General features: G+C 43.4%; 13 protein-coding genes and 1 riboswitch. Of the genes, 8 read left to right on the top strand and 5 right to left on the bottom strand.

Annotation, left to right across the window (positions count from 1 at the left end):
* Both ANCC_RS14155 and ANCC_RS14150 read left to right on the top strand, forming a co-directional pair.
* Window positions 1-912: a glycyl-radical enzyme activating protein gene (locus ANCC_RS14155; protein WP_182483071.1), complete on the top strand. Its 912-nt coding sequence runs from the start codon at window positions 1-3 to the stop codon at window positions 910-912.
* 15 nt (window positions 913-927) lie between these two features.
* A complete protein-coding gene (locus tag ANCC_RS14150) occupies window positions 928-1,608 on the top strand; it encodes a transaldolase family protein (protein WP_006566168.1) in 681 nt (226 codons plus the stop codon).
* A gap of 75 nt (window positions 1,609-1,683) precedes the next feature.
* Here the strand turns inward: ANCC_RS14150 and ANCC_RS14145 are convergent, their stop codons facing one another.
* Both ANCC_RS14145 and ANCC_RS14140 read right to left on the bottom strand, forming a co-directional pair.
* A complete protein-coding gene (locus tag ANCC_RS14145) occupies window positions 1,684-4,242 on the bottom strand; it encodes a hybrid sensor histidine kinase/response regulator (protein ID WP_006566167.1) in 2,559 nt (852 codons plus the stop codon).
* Window positions 4,239-5,921, bottom strand: coding sequence for a GGDEF/HDGYP domain-containing response regulator (locus ANCC_RS14140; protein ID WP_006566166.1), 1,683 nt, complete (start codon window positions 5,919-5,921; stop codon window positions 4,239-4,241). Before ANCC_RS14140 ends, ANCC_RS14145 begins: the two co-directional genes overlap by 4 nt.
* A gap of 165 nt (window positions 5,922-6,086) precedes the next feature.
* Here ANCC_RS14140 and ANCC_RS14135 point away from each other — a divergent pair, with 165 nt between their 5' ends.
* Complete coding sequence (locus ANCC_RS14135; protein ID WP_006566165.1) at window positions 6,087-7,574, top strand: GntR family transcriptional regulator; 1,488 nt, start codon at window positions 6,087-6,089, stop codon at window positions 7,572-7,574.
* 46 nt (window positions 7,575-7,620) lie between these two features.
* Here the strand turns inward: ANCC_RS14135 and ANCC_RS14130 are convergent, their stop codons facing one another.
* The gene (locus tag ANCC_RS14130) at window positions 7,621-8,976 is read right to left on the bottom strand and encodes a sodium-dependent transporter (RefSeq protein WP_006566164.1); all 1,356 of its coding nucleotides are present in this window, start codon (window positions 8,974-8,976) and stop codon (window positions 7,621-7,623) included.
* A 24-nt stretch (window positions 8,977-9,000) separates the two neighbouring features.
* Window positions 9,001-10,302 carry a phosphomethylpyrimidine synthase ThiC gene (gene thiC, locus ANCC_RS14125; RefSeq protein WP_006566163.1) on the bottom strand — a complete coding sequence of 434 codons (1,302 nt, stop codon included), beginning with the start codon at window positions 10,300-10,302 and terminating at the stop codon, window positions 9,001-9,003.
* A 92-nt stretch (window positions 10,303-10,394) separates the two neighbouring features.
* Window positions 10,395-10,498: riboswitch (TPP riboswitch) on the bottom strand.
* 202 nt (window positions 10,499-10,700) lie between these two features.
* Here thiC and ANCC_RS14120 point away from each other — a divergent pair.
* Genes ANCC_RS14120 through ANCC_RS14100 form a run of 5 tightly spaced genes read left to right on the top strand, consistent with a single transcriptional unit; the run spans window position 10,701 to window position 16,067 of the window.
* Window positions 10,701-11,531: a patatin-like phospholipase family protein gene (locus ANCC_RS14120; protein WP_006566162.1), complete on the top strand. Its 831-nt coding sequence runs from the start codon at window positions 10,701-10,703 to the stop codon at window positions 11,529-11,531.
* A gap of 30 nt (window positions 11,532-11,561) precedes the next feature.
* A complete protein-coding gene (locus tag ANCC_RS14115; RefSeq protein WP_006566161.1) occupies window positions 11,562-12,590 on the top strand; it encodes a hypothetical protein in 1,029 nt (342 codons plus the stop codon).
* A 9-nt stretch (window positions 12,591-12,599) separates the two neighbouring features.
* Window positions 12,600-13,301: a VanR-ABDEGLN family response regulator transcription factor gene (vanR, locus tag ANCC_RS14110; RefSeq protein ID WP_006566160.1), complete on the top strand. Its 702-nt coding sequence runs from the start codon at window positions 12,600-12,602 to the stop codon at window positions 13,299-13,301.
* The gene (locus tag ANCC_RS14105; protein WP_009290981.1) at window positions 13,291-14,436 is read left to right on the top strand and encodes a sensor histidine kinase; all 1,146 of its coding nucleotides are present in this window, start codon (window positions 13,291-13,293) and stop codon (window positions 14,434-14,436) included. The genes vanR and ANCC_RS14105 overlap by 11 nt, the downstream gene beginning before the upstream one ends.
* Window positions 14,433-16,067, top strand: coding sequence for a putative manganese-dependent inorganic diphosphatase (locus ANCC_RS14100; protein ID WP_006566158.1), 1,635 nt, complete (start codon window positions 14,433-14,435; stop codon window positions 16,065-16,067). The genes ANCC_RS14105 and ANCC_RS14100 overlap by 4 nt, the downstream gene beginning before the upstream one ends.
* Here the strand turns inward: ANCC_RS14100 and ANCC_RS14095 are convergent.
* Window positions 16,032-16,628 (bottom strand): NUDIX hydrolase, encoded by a 597-nt coding sequence (locus tag ANCC_RS14095; RefSeq protein WP_006566157.1) that lies wholly within the window; start codon window positions 16,626-16,628, stop codon window positions 16,032-16,034. The two genes, ANCC_RS14100 and ANCC_RS14095, sit on opposite strands and share 36 nt — an antisense overlap.
* Between the last annotated feature and the right edge of the window lie 2 nt (window positions 16,629-16,630).

Raw genomic sequence — 16,630 nt, 5'->3', positions numbered from 1 at the left:
ATGAAAGGTACAATTTTTGATATACGCAGATTTTCCACCCATGACGGGGACGGCATACGAACGACAGTCTTTTTCAAAGGCTGTCCCCTGTCCTGCGTGTGGTGCCAGAACCCGGAGGGAATTTCATTAAGACGGCGCCCACTGTATTTTGAGAACCGATGCATACACTGTAAAATCTGTGCGGCAGAAAGTGTCAGCGGAGGAATGAAGTGCCGTGGAGATACGATGTTCATGAATATTGATGCGCCGGAAGACTGGGAACATCTGATTGAACTGTGTCCGTCAGGTGCTCTCGCGATGGATTCCAGAGAGTACAGTGTGAAAGAAGTGATGGAGGAGATCAGAAAAGACACGGTATTTTACAGGCATGACGGCGGAGTCACTCTGTCTGGGGGAGAGCCGCTGCACCAATCGGAATTTGCGCTGGAAATACTGAAGCAGTGCAAAAAGGAAGGAATCCATACTGCCATAGAGACTTCTCTGTACGCAGAACAGGAAGTACTTAGAAAACTTCTGCCGTATCTGGATTTGATCTATGCAGATTTTAAAATAGCGGATGAGGAAAGACACAAAAAGTATGTGGGAGTGCCAAACCAAAAGATCAAAGAAAATATAAAGTATCTGCTGGAATCCGAAAAAAGGGACCAGGTTATCATAAGGACTCCGATGATTCCGGGCCTTACCGCTTACAGAGAAAATATTACCGAAATTGCCGTATATATCAGCGGGACAGATCCCGATGTCTCGTATGAAATTTTAAACTATAACCCCCTGGCGGAAGCCAAATATCATTTGATTGGCAAAGAGTTCTGTTTTGCCGAAAATCCGAAGATGTATTCCAAATCACAGATGAAAGAATTCGAGAGCTGGGCAAGGCAGGGCGGTGTAAGTAATGTGATCATGGAAATTTAAATTAAGGAGAATAATATGAAATTTATTATTGATGATGCAAATGTGGAAGCTATTAAAAACTTATATGAGTATTTTCCTGTGGAAGGGGTAACCACCAACCCGTCCATCTTAGCCAAGAGCAAACGGCCTCCATATGAGGTGCTCGGTGAAATTCGTGAGTTTATTGGGAAGGATGCTGATTTACATGTGCAGGTAGTATCAAAATGTGCCGAAGATATGGTCACAGAAGCCGAAGAAATGCTGAAAAGACTTGGAGAGAATACATATATTAAAGTTCCCACTACAAGGGAAGGATTAAAGGCAATGAAACTTCTGTCTTCCAAAGGGGTGAAGATAACGGCTACGGCCATCTATACTCCGATGCAGGCGTTCTTAGCGGCAAAGGCAGGCTCCTCTTATGCAGCGCCGTATGTAAACCGTATCGATAATCTGGGGGCCGATGGAATTGAGACGGTGAAGAAGATTCACGATATTTTTCAAAACAACGGGCTTAAAACCGAAGTGCTGGCTGCAAGTTTTAAGAATTCACAGCAGGTACTGGAACTCTGTGCCTATGGGATCGGTGCTGCAACCATCGCACCGGATGTCATAGAGGGACTGATCAAAAACGATGCTGTAACCGCTGCAGTAGGCGCATTTACAAAGGACTTTGAAGGATTGTGCGGCGAAGGAAAGACTATGAAGGACTGCTGCTAAAACAGCATAGAAAAACAGAGACTGATGGAGGCCTTTCCAGAGCCGACTGGAGATAATGGATAAAAACTCATACATCTATTTTAAGTATTTTTTCAGAATTCCCACTAATTCTTTTATGTCAACAGGTTTCGCTATATGGGCGTTCATGCCACACTCTAAGCAATGCTGGATATCCTCAGAAAAGGTATCAGCACTCATAGCAATGATAGGAACAGATGAAGCGTCAGGGTGATCCAGCAACCGGATTTCTTTGGCTGCCTCATATCCTGTCATGTGAGGCATTCTAATGTCCATCAGAACAGCACTGTAGTATCCTTTAGGTGATGTCTGGAACTTCTCCAGACATATCCGTCCATCCTCTGCCCATTCAAGTTCTGCACCCAGATCAGACAGAAGTTCTTTTGCGACCTCCCAGTTCAGTTCGTTATCTTCAGCGAGCAGGATCCGACGGCCTGACAGATCAAAATTCTGATCCGGAATCTGTTCTTTTATCTGTTCATTTTCCATAAACTGACGCAGACTATAGAATAAAGTTGATTTAAAGAGCGGTTTGGAAATAAAACCATTAATACCTGCCTCACGGGCTTCTATTTCAAATTCACTCCAATCATATGCAGAAATCAACAGAATAGGTATTTCATTTCCTACTTTACGGCGGATCTCCTGTGCGATCTGAAGGCCATTCATATCAGGCAGTTTCCAGTCCAATAGGATGATTTGATAGTCAGTTCTTTTTCTGTGATGTTCCATTATCATTTCCATGGCCCTGTTCCCGCTCAGCGTCCAATCAGTTTTTATACCCATGGATCTTAGTGTATTTGCAGCGGTCTGGCATAATGATTTGTCATCATCAACTATGAGCATGTTCCAAGAGGGAAGAACCATATTCACATTCAAGGCAGGGGCTTTTTCAAAATCAAGTTTGATATGAAACTCTGTTCCTTTGTTTGGTTCGCTCTGTACGTCGATTGTTCCGTCCATGGCGTCCACTATGTATTTTGTGATTGCCATTCCCAAACCGGCGCCTTCTGTTTTACGGGTTCTTGTTCCGTCAGCCCGGCTATAGGACTGATAAATCTTTTTGAGAAATTCCGGTGACATACCGATTCCATTGTCCCTAACATTAATATGAAGACGGACGTAATCTTCTCCTCTTGGGGAGTTCTCCTCGCATATGAATAATCGGATAGAACCTTTTTCAGGGGTGTATTTAGTGGCATTAGACAAAAGATTAAGCAGAATCTGGTTTAGGCGGACTCCATCACACCATACATTCTCTGTGAAAATATTTTCGATATGCACATCAAAGCTTTGCTGTTTTGCCTTCGTCTGCGGCTGCATAATGCTTACAATTCCATCGACCACCTCCCTTAAGGAGATTTGTTCTGCAGTTAATGTCAATTTACCGCTTTCGATTTTAGACATATCTAAGACATCGTTTATAAGTCCAAGCAGATGCCTGCTCGACAATGCAATTTTTCTCAGACAGTTCTTTACTTGCTTTGGGTCATCTATATGGGCTGTTGCAATCGCAGTCATACCTGTAATTGCATTCATAGGAGTACGGATATCATGACTCATGTTGGCCAGGAATTCACTCTTTGCCTTACTTGCTTTAAGGGCTTTCTGCTGGGCTTTGTCCAACTCCTGCAGCTGCACGCGGGTTATGAAAAAATAACGGAAAAATATCCATACCAGACTAATTAATATAGAAACACAGGCCAGCAAAGTAATGACCAGACGCTGAAAGCTAAGGCTGTTTATGGTCTCATCCAATATGCTGTATGGCATCACTGTTATCAGATGCCACTCAGAATAAGGTAAAGGCATACTATAAATCTGACGGTCTTCTTTACTGCCCTTTATTACTGCAGAGTACTCTTTATTATCTTTCAGGGCGGTATCAAACTCTCTCAGAGAATTATCTGAGGATAATGTTTTCTCTGCAGATTTATGCTGCTTTTGCAGCAGGTCAAAATAGCCCCATAATTCAGTGTTGGGATTGCGTATTACGAAAGTTCCGTCCGGACGAATGATATGATAATATATCAAATCTCCCTCGTTTTCTAAGGAAAGAAAATCAGTGATATAATCCAATGGAACAGCGGCTGTCAGACCGATGCATTTCTCGCCATTCTGCATAGGATAATCAGCCTGGATACCAAACAACACCACATTCTTACCAGCTGAATCAACACCTACAGCAACTCTTCTTTCACCTCGTTTTAATGATTTGACAAAAGGTTTGGGATTAATCGGATGTATCGGGTCTCCATAGAGAGTTTCGAAGTTTCCTTCATTAGAACATATTGCTAAATAGTTAAAATCTCTTACCTTTGCTCTGTAGACAAGTTCTTTATATAAGCTCTTTTTGTTATGATTTTTTGACGAAACTACAGAAACAAGACCATCCATCTGATCAAAGCGCAGTTTTATGACACTTTTAAAATGCCTGGACATTTGCTTATTCATTCCGGACATATAGATCTCTCCAATTTCATGGATGGTCTTTCGGCTTTGCCGATTCATATAAATCCCCAGCAGGGTGAACACAGCTATACTGAAAAGCAGAAGCCCTATGAAGCTGCGGATTAAAAATCGTATAGTAGGATTCTTTTTTTTACTTCTGTTCATTGATGCTGTTCCTCCCTGGCTATCCCGTTTTCTTTTTTATTATCTTCTGTTTCGAAGCCGAGAAAGCGTGTTTTCACTTGATTTTTTGTGGTTTTTGCCTGATACATAAGACTGTCTGCAGTTTTAAACAGTTCTTTTGTTCTTCCGGTTCCGTATACTCCTCCTATACTTACGGTCAAATGAATTTCGGGATATTCATCGATAACCAGCATATCAACGGCATGTCTGATGTCTTCCAGTTTTTTCTTAAATACATCTGCCGGAATACGGTAAAATATAATTATAAATTCATCACCGCCATAGCGGATTACAGTATCTGTCTTCCGCACACCCGATGAAATGGTCTCAGCAACATTTTGCAGCACGCTGTCACCTACATAATGTCCGTATTGGTCATTAACATACTTAAAGTTATCAACATCAATAACGACAACAGCTTCGGCATCATCTGAGTCCTCAAAATGTTCGTCATAATATCGGCGGTTGCAGACACCGGTCAGTGAATCAATATACAATAACTGCAGCTGACGCTGTTCTTCATATATTGAAATATATTTTTTACGGGCAAACAGTTTGTAAAAGTCTGTTATATTATTAATTTCCTGTATATTTTCAGCTTTATGATCAAAAGAGGAATCCTTTAACCGGAGTTCAATTTTATCCGAAATTTCAATCAGGCACTGCAGCAGAACTGGATTGAATCTTCCACATTCTTCCGACAAAATCATTTTTAATGCTTTCTTGTGAGAATATGCTTTTTTATAGCACCGTTCACTGGTCAAAGCATCATATACATCAGCTAATCCAACTACCTGAGCAGCAATTGGAATTTGGTCTTTTTTCAGCCCATCAGGATATCCGCTTCCATCATAGCGTTCATGATGCCAACGGCATATTTGGGAAGAAATTTTAATAAACGGCAGTTCCTGCTGTTCAGCTGGCAATTCCGACAGTATTTCAGCACCGACGGCAGAGTGGGTTTTTATAATCTTGAATTCCTCCCCTGTAAGGCGTCCGGGTTTATTCAAAATTGCATCAGGAATTGAAATCTTCCCAATATCGTGAAGGGATGAGGCAGTGCTAATTAAAGTAATATCAGATTCAGATAAAGGATAACGATCTGTGAGCTGAATCAGATGCCTGAGCAAAAGTTCTGTGATGGTATTTACATGCAGCACATGCAAACCACTCTCTCCATTACGAAATTCAACGATGTGAGACAAAATTGAGATCATCAGCTTATTATGTCTCTCCTGTTCATAAAACTGTTCTGCGATAATCGTTTCGAGACGGCGTTGTCTTGCATATAGAATCATAGTATTGGATATACGGCGGCGGATGATCGTTGAATCAAATGGCCGGCTGATATAATCAAATGCACCCAAGTTGTAAGCGTGTTTAATATTTTCAGGGGAATTATCAGCAGAAATCATGATTACAGCAAGTGTTTCATTCCATTGCTGTTTGTTTATGAAGGATAGTACTTCAAATCCATTCATCTTGGGCATCATGATATCCAAAAGCAGGAGAGAGAAATCTGATCTCCTCCGGGAAAGGATTTTAACTGCCGCTAAACCGTTATCAGCTTCTATAATTTCATACTGATCCTTCAATATATCTCTCAGAAGGGCCCGATTCATTTCAGAATCATCCACGATTAAGATTTTTTGTTTTTCCATAGTGCTTTAATCTCTTTCATAAAAATTCTACTATTTTATTATAAATGAATGTTCTGGAGCTATTCAATAAGCATATTGGTAAGGTGAACATATAGCTTCTAACTTTTTTCGATGACAAGGCAGTATAAACGAAGTATAATGAAAAAAATGGAAAGGAAATAGAATATGAAGCCACAAGAAACAAAGTATTCTTTTATTTATAGGGAAATTAAGCAGAGTATTATAAATGGACGGATACTTCCAGGTGACTGTCTGCCTTCTTCAAGAATGCTCTGCAGTCAATTCCATGTAAGCAGATATACAATCAACCGGGTTTTTGATGCATTGAAAAAAGAGGGACTGATTGACATAAAACCCCGGCTTGCTCCGATCGTCCTACCGGGGAAAGTCGTTTCTGAACCAGAGAACATGCTGTTTGATGTTCTGAGCAAAAGGAAAAGTATCATGCAAATATACAAAACTTTTGCTTTCATATCACCTCCACTGCTGGTTTTTGCTGCACAGGACTGTAACTTGGAGATAATGCCTCATTATAAGCAGGCTATGAAAGCATCACGCCTTGGAACTGCAGCCAGCGGCTGGCGGCCTTCTTTTGCCTTTTTAAAAGAAGTATTGGAAATCGGTGGGAATCCCTTGCTTGCTAATCTCTACTCTGCCTTTGAACTTTATCATTTTCTGAATTTTTTTATGGAGAAATGTCCTTATTTTTTAGAGACTTATCTGCAGGGTTCAGACTCGATGACAGCAGATATAATTGATATATTAAAGGGCAGGGACCCAGTTGTGAAACACAGTCAGCTAGACAAATTATTTCAAAGATTTGCAGATTCAATTGCAGTTACCTTAGAGTATTTAGCTGATTCCACACCTGGATGTCCTGTATCGTCTGATGTACCGTTTCTATGGAAACCAACACGCGGTAAAGACTACTTTTACTCAAGAATTATCAGTGATCTGAATCAGAAAATTGGCAGCGGGGAATATCCCTGCGGAACCTATCTCCCATTTGAAAAGCAGCTGGCCGGACAGTACGATGTTTCTGTATCTACGATCAGGAAAGCACTAAATGAATTAGAGCAGAGAGGGCTTGTAAAAACTTTAAATGCAAAGGGAACTATTGTTATAGAGCCAGATGATTCACGGGTGAATCAAATGCTTCCGAATCCAAGGCGTACACAGGAAGCTCTGCAGTATTTTCATGCACTGCAGCTGCTTACATTGATTATTTATCCGGCAGCACTGGCAGCCGGTCCTAAATTTACTGTATCGGAAGTGGCAGAGTTAGAAGAGAAATTTATACTTCCAGATTCCATTTGTATCATAGATATATTTGAAGCTCTCTTAAAACATATTGAATTAGAGCCTCTGCGTGCTATATTAATCGAGGCATTTCGTCTTACCGAATGGGGACATTATATTGCTTATTATGCCAATAAAAAACTAGTAATTCAGAAAATAAATAAACTGATTATTGCCGCAGTTCAGCATTTGCATGATGGGAAAGTCGACTCTTTTGCAAATGGAATGACAGACTGCTATCGTTATGTCCTGGAACGGGCCAAGGAGTATATGATTAAAAAATATAACTTTTACAGGGTAGCTTATATACAGGTTCCGGAAAAATATCAGATGTATGAAATGGACAACGTTTAGACACGAAAAAGACACCGCAGAATACGGTGTCTTTTTCGAAAGAATATTATACTGTGATAACACCCATTCCCTGTAGTATGGAGAACAGGAGAATGGCAATGATACAAATCGGTGCAAAAAATTTAATCATTGGAATATATAAATTTTTACGTTTGAAATCTCCTGAACTTTCTACTTCATCAATGATCTCTTTTGGCTTGATCACATAAGCGGCAAACATGCAGGTGCAGAATGCTGCAATCGGCATCAGGACACTGTTGCTCAGGAAGTCAAAGAAATCCAGAAAACTGAAGCCAAGAAGCTTGATATGACTCCATATGCCAAATCCCAGAGATGACGGCACTGCCATGATCATTGCAATGACAAACATGGTAATGCAGGCTCTGATCCGGGATAAATGAAACTTATCCATTACGATGGAGACCAGCGTTTCTAAAAGAGAAATCGCAGAAGTCAGCGCCGCGAAGAAAACTAAAATGAAGAAGACAGCTCCGATAACAGTTCCCAGGGCCATGCTGTTAAAAACTTTTGGAAGCATTTTAAACATCAGGGATGGTCCGGATGCAAGCATATCCGCATTTCCTCCGGAAAATACAAAGACTGCAGGAACAATCATAAGCCCGGACAGGAATGCAACACCCGTATCAAATATCTCTACCTGTGAAACAGACTTCTCAAGGTTAGACTTCTTCGGCATATAGGAACCAAATGTGATCATGATTCCCATAGCAAGGGACATGGAGTAGAACAGCTGTCCCAGAGCAGCCAGGAATGTGGTAGGTGTCAGATCCTTGAGATTTGGCTTGATGTAATACAGTACACCTTCCATGGCTCCCTTTCTGGTAATGCAGTAAACGGAGATTCCGATCAGCAATACAATTAAGACTGGCATCAGGATCGTACTGACTTTCTCAATACCGCCTTCAACCCCGAGAGCTACGACGATCAGTACAAGTCCTGCAAAGATCAGAAGCCATATCATAGGGCTTACAGACTGGCTGATAAAGCCTTCGAAGAATGTATCTCCAGCCGCCTGGCTGATATTTCCGCTTATTGAGACAAACAGATATTTTGTAACCCAACCTCCGATGACGCAGTAATAAGGGAAAATAATAAACGGTATGATACTGGTCAGATAACCGATAAACTTATATTTTTTATTAAAATAGGAAAATGCATGTATGGCACTTTTTCCGGTTCTCCGGCCAATAGCAATCTCGGTGATCATCAGTGTAAACCCAAAGGTCACTGCAAGGATCAGATAAATCAAAAGGAAGCTGCCGCCTCCGTATTTAGCTGCCAAATATGGAAATCTCCATATGTTTCCTAATCCTACCGCTGATCCTGCAGTCGCAAGCACAAAGCCAATTCTGCTGGAAAAGCCGCCTCTTTCTTCATTCATAAATCTGTAAAATCCTCCTTTAGTTTATACTACGTCGACATCTTCACCTGCCAACACAGCATTCATATTTCGAACGGAACACATTTTTCCGCACATGGTACATGTATCTTCTCTTTCAGGTTTTGATTCAGCGCGGTACCTCCTGGCCTTTTCAGGATCCAGGGCAAGATTAAACTGTGCTTCCCAGTCAAGCTTCTGTCTTGCTGCGGCCATCTGATTGTCCCAGTCGGCAGCTCCTTTGATACCTTTGGCGATATCCGCTGCGTGGGCTGCGATCTTAGAAGCCATGATGCCTTCCTTTACGTCATCTACATTTGGAAGACGGAGATGTTCGGCCGGTGTGACATAGCACAGGAAGCTTGCACCGGATGCCGCTGCAATGGCACCTCCGATCGCTGAAGTGATATGGTCATATCCAGGGGCGATATCGGTAACCAGCGGTCCTAATACATAAAAAGGCGCGCCTTTGCATATCGTCTGCTGAATTTTCATATTTGCCTGTATCTGGTCCATTGGCATATGTCCGGGTCCTTCAATCATTACCTGAACATCCTTTTTCCAGGCCCGGGCCGTCAATTCTCCCAAAGTTACCAACTCCTCGATCTGAGAAATATCGCTGGCGTCTTTCAGGCACCCCGGACGGCAGGCATCCCCGAGGCTTAGAGTAACGTCATATTCATTACAAATGTCCAAAATCTCATCATAGTATTCAAAGAACGGATTTTCACAGCCGGTAGCTTCCATCCAGGCAAAGATCAATGATCCGCCGCGGGAAACAATGTTCATCTGTCTCTTCATAGCCTTAAAACGGTCTGCGGTACTGCGGTTAATCCCGCAGTGAATGGTCATGAAGTCGACTCCGTCCTCTGCATGCATTTTAAATATGTCGATCCATTCTCTGGATGTGATATCCTTGAGAGCCTTGTTGTAGTATACAATGGCATCGTAAATCGGAACAGTGCCCAGAATGGCCGGGCATTCAGCCACAAGCTTTCTTCTGAAGGTCTGTGTGTCCCCGAAAGAAGAAAGATCCATGATCGCTTCCGCACCCATGGAGACAGCCTGATTTACTTTCTTCATTTCTACATCCAAATTCAGACAGTCTCTGGATGTTCCAAGGTTGACGTTGATCTTTGTTTTCAGGGAATTGCCGATGCCGAACGGCTTTAAGCATTTATGATTTTTGTTGGCCGGTATGACGATTGTGCCGGCGGCGACTTCTCTCATAAGCTTCTGAAGATCCATGCCTTCATAGGCAGCGACAGTTTCCATTTCCTTGGTTGCGATGCCGGCTCTGGCGGCATTCATCTGTGTTGTGTAAGTCATCTTACAACCTCCTCGTTTCAATCAGTCGGGAGGGAATCTAAAATGCAGTATTTAGTTTTCGGAACATTACTATTTAATATACATGCTTCCGTTACAATAAGCATCTAAATCCCTACGTTGGCATTACCCAAATCAGGTATGATGGTCGAAGGTTTATCCTTCCTCTCAGCCCGTAAAAGCTCCCATTTTAGTTTCAAAAACGACCTTAAAGGTCATCTTTCGTATTGTATCATTGTTTATTAGAAAGTGCAATGGTTTGAAAACTGCAATACTGGTCAATATAGACCATCCGGTGATAAAAACTCATACAATAAGTTTCCAGTTTTTGTGCTATAATAAAGAAGAAGCATTTCCGCGGATTCCGGGGAGTGCCCAAATGCAGTTAGGAGTGAGAGAAAATGGCAAGTTTAATATTAGAGGGCGGGACATTCCGGCCTATTTTCAGTGCAGGGGTGATGGATGCCCTGTTGGATAACGACATTATGTTTCCATATGTGATTGGAGTGTCAGCCGGCATTTGTGACGGTTTTTCTTACGTATCCAGGCAGAGGGAGAGAAATCTTCAGATCCTTATGAATCATAGAAATGACCCCAGATATATAGGAAGGCAGAATCTGATTAAAGAAAAAAGTCTGTTCGGGCTGAATTTTGTTTACAATGTGATTCCAAACAAATTATATCCTTTTGACTGGGACACCTTTTACAAATACGACGGAAAAATTCTGGTGGGAGTTACCAATGCCCTGACCGGAGAAATCGAGTATAAAGATGGAAAAGACTTGGATGAGGAGTGCATGATGCTGCGGGCAACCTGCGCACTGCCGCTTGTTTTCCCGGCGATCAATCTGGACGGTATTCCCTATTTTGATGGAGGAATTGCAGATCCGATTCCGGTCCGCAAGGCAATACGGGACGGCAATGACAAGCATTTGATCGTACTCACAAGACCAAAGGGATATCAAAAGGAACTCAGCAAAAGCCATAAGGTTACATCCAGGCTGCTGAAAAGGAAGTATCCGAAACTTCCGGATCTTCTTCTGAACCGTCATGTTGAGTACAACCGCACCGTGAGGTACTGCGAGAGACTGGAGAGAGAAGGAAAGGCTGTGATTCTCAGGCCGGATCATCCCATTGACAGTTTTGAAAAGGATATCGATGTGCTCAGGGAGACGTATCAGATGGGATACGATATGGCAATAGAAAGAATAGAAGAAATCAAAAAACTGTGATACAATAAATTAGAAAAAGAGGTGGTCAGGATGGCAAGAATATTGTATTCAGAGCGGCCGTATGTAGAAGAACTATCTACCAATAAAACAAGAAATTTAATCGTAATCTGTGAACGCCTCTTTCTGCCGGTGCAGGCAGATGCAGCCAAGCTTGAACTGGCCGGGGAGATCGCCGGCAGACTTATCGATGAGCCCCAGGTTCTTCTCTGGATGCTTCAGTCGGAGGCGATTGACCTTTTGTTTGAACTTTGGGAACAGAAGGATGGGCAGTTTGCACTGGAGCCCAATTTTAACGATCTTCAGCAGCTCAGGTATCTGGGATTCATTCATGTAGAAGAGGACCAGGTGGCTGTTAATATAGAAGCAAAGGATCTGTTTTATTTTACTTTAAAGAGCCACAAGTCCGGAAGGATCATGGAACGGCATACAAGATGGGAGCAGGTTATTTTCGGGATGCTGTTTACTTACGGAATTCTGGATGTATATTACTGCTATGATATTTTTGTGCAGGTGACAGGAGAGAAGATTTCTTATGACGAGATGGAAAGGTTTCTGCTGATCCGGATCGTCTTTTGGCGGAGCGGCATCCTGCTGCGCAATGAGAAAACTAAGCGCCTGTTTATGGTGAGCCGTGAGGTCCTTGACCGGAATGAAGTGTTTGACGAGTGGAATGAGCATCAGGATCTTAATTTCAGGGAATACACGGAAGATGAGTATGTGGCGCTTGCTATGGGCAACGGTGTGACCGGATGGCCGGGGGTTTCCGAGATGTTTACCTATATTCTGGAGGAGATTGAGGACGACCGATACAAGGCTATGGTTATTATGAAGTCCATCATTCTGATGATCCAGAACGGTGCCAGTTATCTGGACACGGTTGTAAAAGTATCCAGACTCCTGGATGCCGAAGAAGAGGACGAAAAGATTTTTTACGATTGTTTGAAAACTGTTTTTTATCACACACCCATTTATGGGAAGAAAGGGCATACGCTCTCGGATATGGCGAAGAAACAGGAAGACGTGCCGTTTCAGGTGATCAACGGCGGCAAGAAGATTTAGGAGGTATCAATGAAGCAGTCAAACGTGCTTGTAGTAGATGATGAAAAAGAAATTGCCGATTTTATAGAACTCTATCTGAAAAATGAAAATTATGAGGTGTTCAAGTACTACAGCGGTGCCGGGGCACTGGAATGTGTGAAACAAGAGCAGATTGATCTGGCAATTCTGGATGTGATGCTCCCGGACATCGATGGTTTTGAAATATTAAAAGAAATACGGAAAGACCATAACTTTCCGGTTATTATGCTGACCGCAAAGACAGCATCTATGGATAAGATCAACGGACTGACCCTGGGAGCGGATGACTATATTGAAAAACCGTTTGAACCGCTGGAGCTGATGGCCAGAGTAAAAGCTCAGCTGCGCCGGTTTATCCGCTATAATGACGGCAGCGGACAGAGCAGCGAAGATACTCTGGAGATTGCCGGACTGGTGCTGAACAGGAATACACACCAATGTCTGTACGGGGAAGAGGAAGTGACACTGACGCCTCTGGAGTTTTCGATTCTCTGGATACTCACTAAGAATAAGGGCAAGGTGATCAGTTCAGAAAATCTCTTTGAGCAGGTATGGAAAGAAAAGTATTTCAAGAACAACAACAATACAGTTATGGTCCACATCCGCCATCTGAGAGAAAAGCTCGGAGAGGTGATGGGACATAAGGAGCTGATCAAGACTGTCTGGGGAGTGGGATATAAAGTTGAGGAGTAAATGGAACAAATACCGGAGCTTAAAGATCAGGATCATGCTCCAGACTCTGGGCATCAGCCTTCTGGTAGGCATCTTTGGCTATCTGTTTATTTTTGTCTTTGTGGACGGAGTGCTCCAGGCACCGTTTGCAGACAGTATGGTGCACTTTTTTGAGAAGTTCGGATTCGACAATGAGAGTGCTATTCATCTGTACCGTGCGATCTTCTGGGACAATAAGACCATGATTATTTCTACGGGGTTTATCTTTCTGTTTCTCTGCAGTTTTTATCTGGGTATGTCCAGGTTTACAACCTATTTAAGGCAGATTGAATCCGGAATCGATATGATTCTGACAGACTCCAGCGATCTGATCGAGCTGGAGCCGGAACTGCAGCCTATGGAAAACCGTCTCAATGAGATCAAGGCCAATCTGAAGGAACAGCGCAGGCAGACCCAGGAGAGCGAGCAGCGCAAAAACGATCTGGTGGTCTATCTGGCCCATGATCTGAAGACACCTCTGACATCGGTGATTGCATATCTGAGTCTTTTAAGCGAGGCACCGGATATGCCTCTGGAACAGAGGGCAAAATATACACATATTTCTCTGGAGAAAGCCAAACGTCTGGGGGATCTGATCAACGAATTTTTTGAGATTACAAGATATAATCTTCAGAATATTACTCTGGAAAAGAAGACATTCTATCTGTATGTTTTGTTAGAACAGGTACTGGATTCTTTTGAACCGGTCTTTCAAGAACGCGGCCTGATCTGCCGCACGGAGATCGAAGACTCAATCCTGATCCACGGGGACCCGGACAAACTGGCCCGTGTCTTTGAAAACCTTTTAAGAAACGGAGTTTCCTACTGTTACCCGAATTCAGCCATCGAGGTCAGCGCGTCGGGAGAAGATAAAGAGGCTGTGATCAGGATCAGGAACCAGGGAAAAGAGATACCGAAGCATAAACTTGAGAATTTATTTGAGAAGTTTTACCGTCTGGATGAAGCGCGGTCTACGGAGACCGGCGGAGCGGGCCTTGGTCTTGCGATTGCCAGAGATATCGTAGAGCTTCATCAGGGAACGATCACTGCGAACAGTAATAAGGATTTCACGGAGTTTATTGTCAGACTTCCAATGGAACAGAAGGAGGAGCCATGAAAAGTACTTATGTAATCGGGCACAGGAATCCGGATACGGACTCCATCTGCTCTGCGATCGCCTACGCGAATCTGAAAAATCAGGTGAACGGAGGGGGATTTGAAGCCCGCAGGGCCGGCAACGTCAATGGAGAGACGAGTTTTGTATTAAAGCAGTTTCAAGTGAAGGCCCCGGAGTTTTTGAGCGATATCAGGCCCCGGATGAGCGATATCACGCTGCATGAGGTGGAAGGTGTCAGGCAGGACATCTCGATCAAAGAGGCAGGGGATCGGATGAAGAAGCTGAAACTGGTGGCTCTTCCGGTCCTGGAAAATAACCGTCTGAAAGGCATGGCAACGATCAGTGATATCGCCCATGCGGACATGGATGTTTATGACAGTGAAATACTGGCAAAGGCAAAGACACCATATCAAAATCTGGTCAAAACTCTGGATGGTGTGATGAGGGCAGGCAATATTTCAGATGTTATCGATCACGGAAAGGTGACAGTATCTGCTGCCAGCATCGACAAGATGGAACAGTTTGTGACAGAGGGGGACTTGGTGATCCTTGCGGACAGAGATGATGCCCAAAAGCGTGCTATTGAGATCGGCGCCCAGTGTATTATCGTATGTATGGGCAGCAAAGTGAGCAGGGAAATTCAGGAGATGGCAGAGTCAAAAGGATGCCGGATCCTAGTGACACCCTACGACACTTTTACAGCCGGCAGGCTGGTCTGCCAGTCCATGCCGATTTCCTATGTGATGACCAGAGAAAATATCATCACCTTTTCTTCCAATGACTATGTGGATGATGTGAAAGCACTGATGGCCAAAAAGAGATTCCGTTATTTTCCGGTCCTTGACCCAAAGGGAGAGTTTATTGGTCTGGCATCGAGACGGCGTATGCTGGGATTTGAAAAGAGAAAAATGATCCTTGTAGACCACAATGAACTGTCACAGGCCGTGGAGGGACTGGAAGAGTGTGAGATTCTGGAAATTATTGACCATCACCGTCTGGGCTCTATGGAGACGATGTCGCCTGTCTATTTCAGGAACCAGCCGGTAGGATGTACGGCAACGATCGTGACACAGATGTATGAAGAACATGGTGTGGAGATCACGAAGCCGATGGCAGGTCTGCTCTGTTCCGCGATCCTTTCCGATACGCTCATGTTCCGGTCACCGACCTGTACCCCGGCGGATGAGGCTGCTGCCGGAAAGCTGGCAGAGATTGCAGGGATAGAGATAGAAGAATATGCCAAGCAGATGTTCCGTGCAGGAAGTGACTTGAAAGGCAAAGCTGCCGATGAGATCTTTTATCAGGATTATAAGAAGTTTTCCTCAGGAGATGTCTCCTTCGGAGTGGGACAAATCACGTCTTTGGATCAGGGTGAGTTAGAGGAGATCAAAGACAAGATCATACCGTATGCCGAGACGGTCAGAAATGAACAGGGATTGGATATGATCTATTTTATGCTGACCAATATTCTGGAAGAGACGACTTATCTTATTATGATCGGAGATAAGAGCAGCGGCATCATTTCACAGGGCTTTGGAGCCGAGACAGACGGATGTGTCGCAAAGCTTCCGGGCGTGATGTCCAGAAAGAAACAGTTAATCCCGAATATACTGAATATTATACAGCAGTAGTCTGGCGGTCATGCCCCAGATTACATGCTTTTTATAGCGGTATAGACAAACTTCATTTTTCCCTTTTGCCCACGGGTAGTTCTCCCCGTTTGGAATGTCGGCAAAAGGGAAATTTTTTTGCGGTTTTGTCATAAGAACATTGCTGTAATACTCCGGTTCATTTTCAAGGAAGAAATCAAGTGGGACGGTAAAGACGGAATCCACCTCATCCCGGGAAAACTGGCCGTGGTAATCACGGAGTTCCGCAAGGAACGGTTCTATGCGTGTCTGATACGGAGTCAGAAGATAATCCAAAGCCCCATAAACCTGAATGGTCTCTTTTTCTACAAACAATTCTTCCATAGTCTCCCGGACAGCCGCTTCATAGGTCGATTCTCCAGGCTCCACTTTGCCTCCGGGAAAGCAGACTTCTCCCGGCTGTTTGTTCAGGTGTTTTGCGCGCACCTCAAATAAAACGTGGTACTCATCCCCCTTTTTGATCAGGGGGATGAGTACCGCAAATGACATTTCCTTTTCTTCTCCGATTCGTTTTGGGATATGATGTTTTAAAGATTCAAACATGG

Origin of the sequence: Anaerostipes caccae L1-92, assembly GCF_014467075.1 — a bacterium.
Taxonomy (GTDB): Bacteria; Bacillota; Clostridia; order Lachnospirales; family Lachnospiraceae; genus Anaerostipes; species Anaerostipes caccae.
Note: the sequence above shows the minus strand (reverse complement) of the source record. Positions and strands in the feature narration are given on the sequence as shown.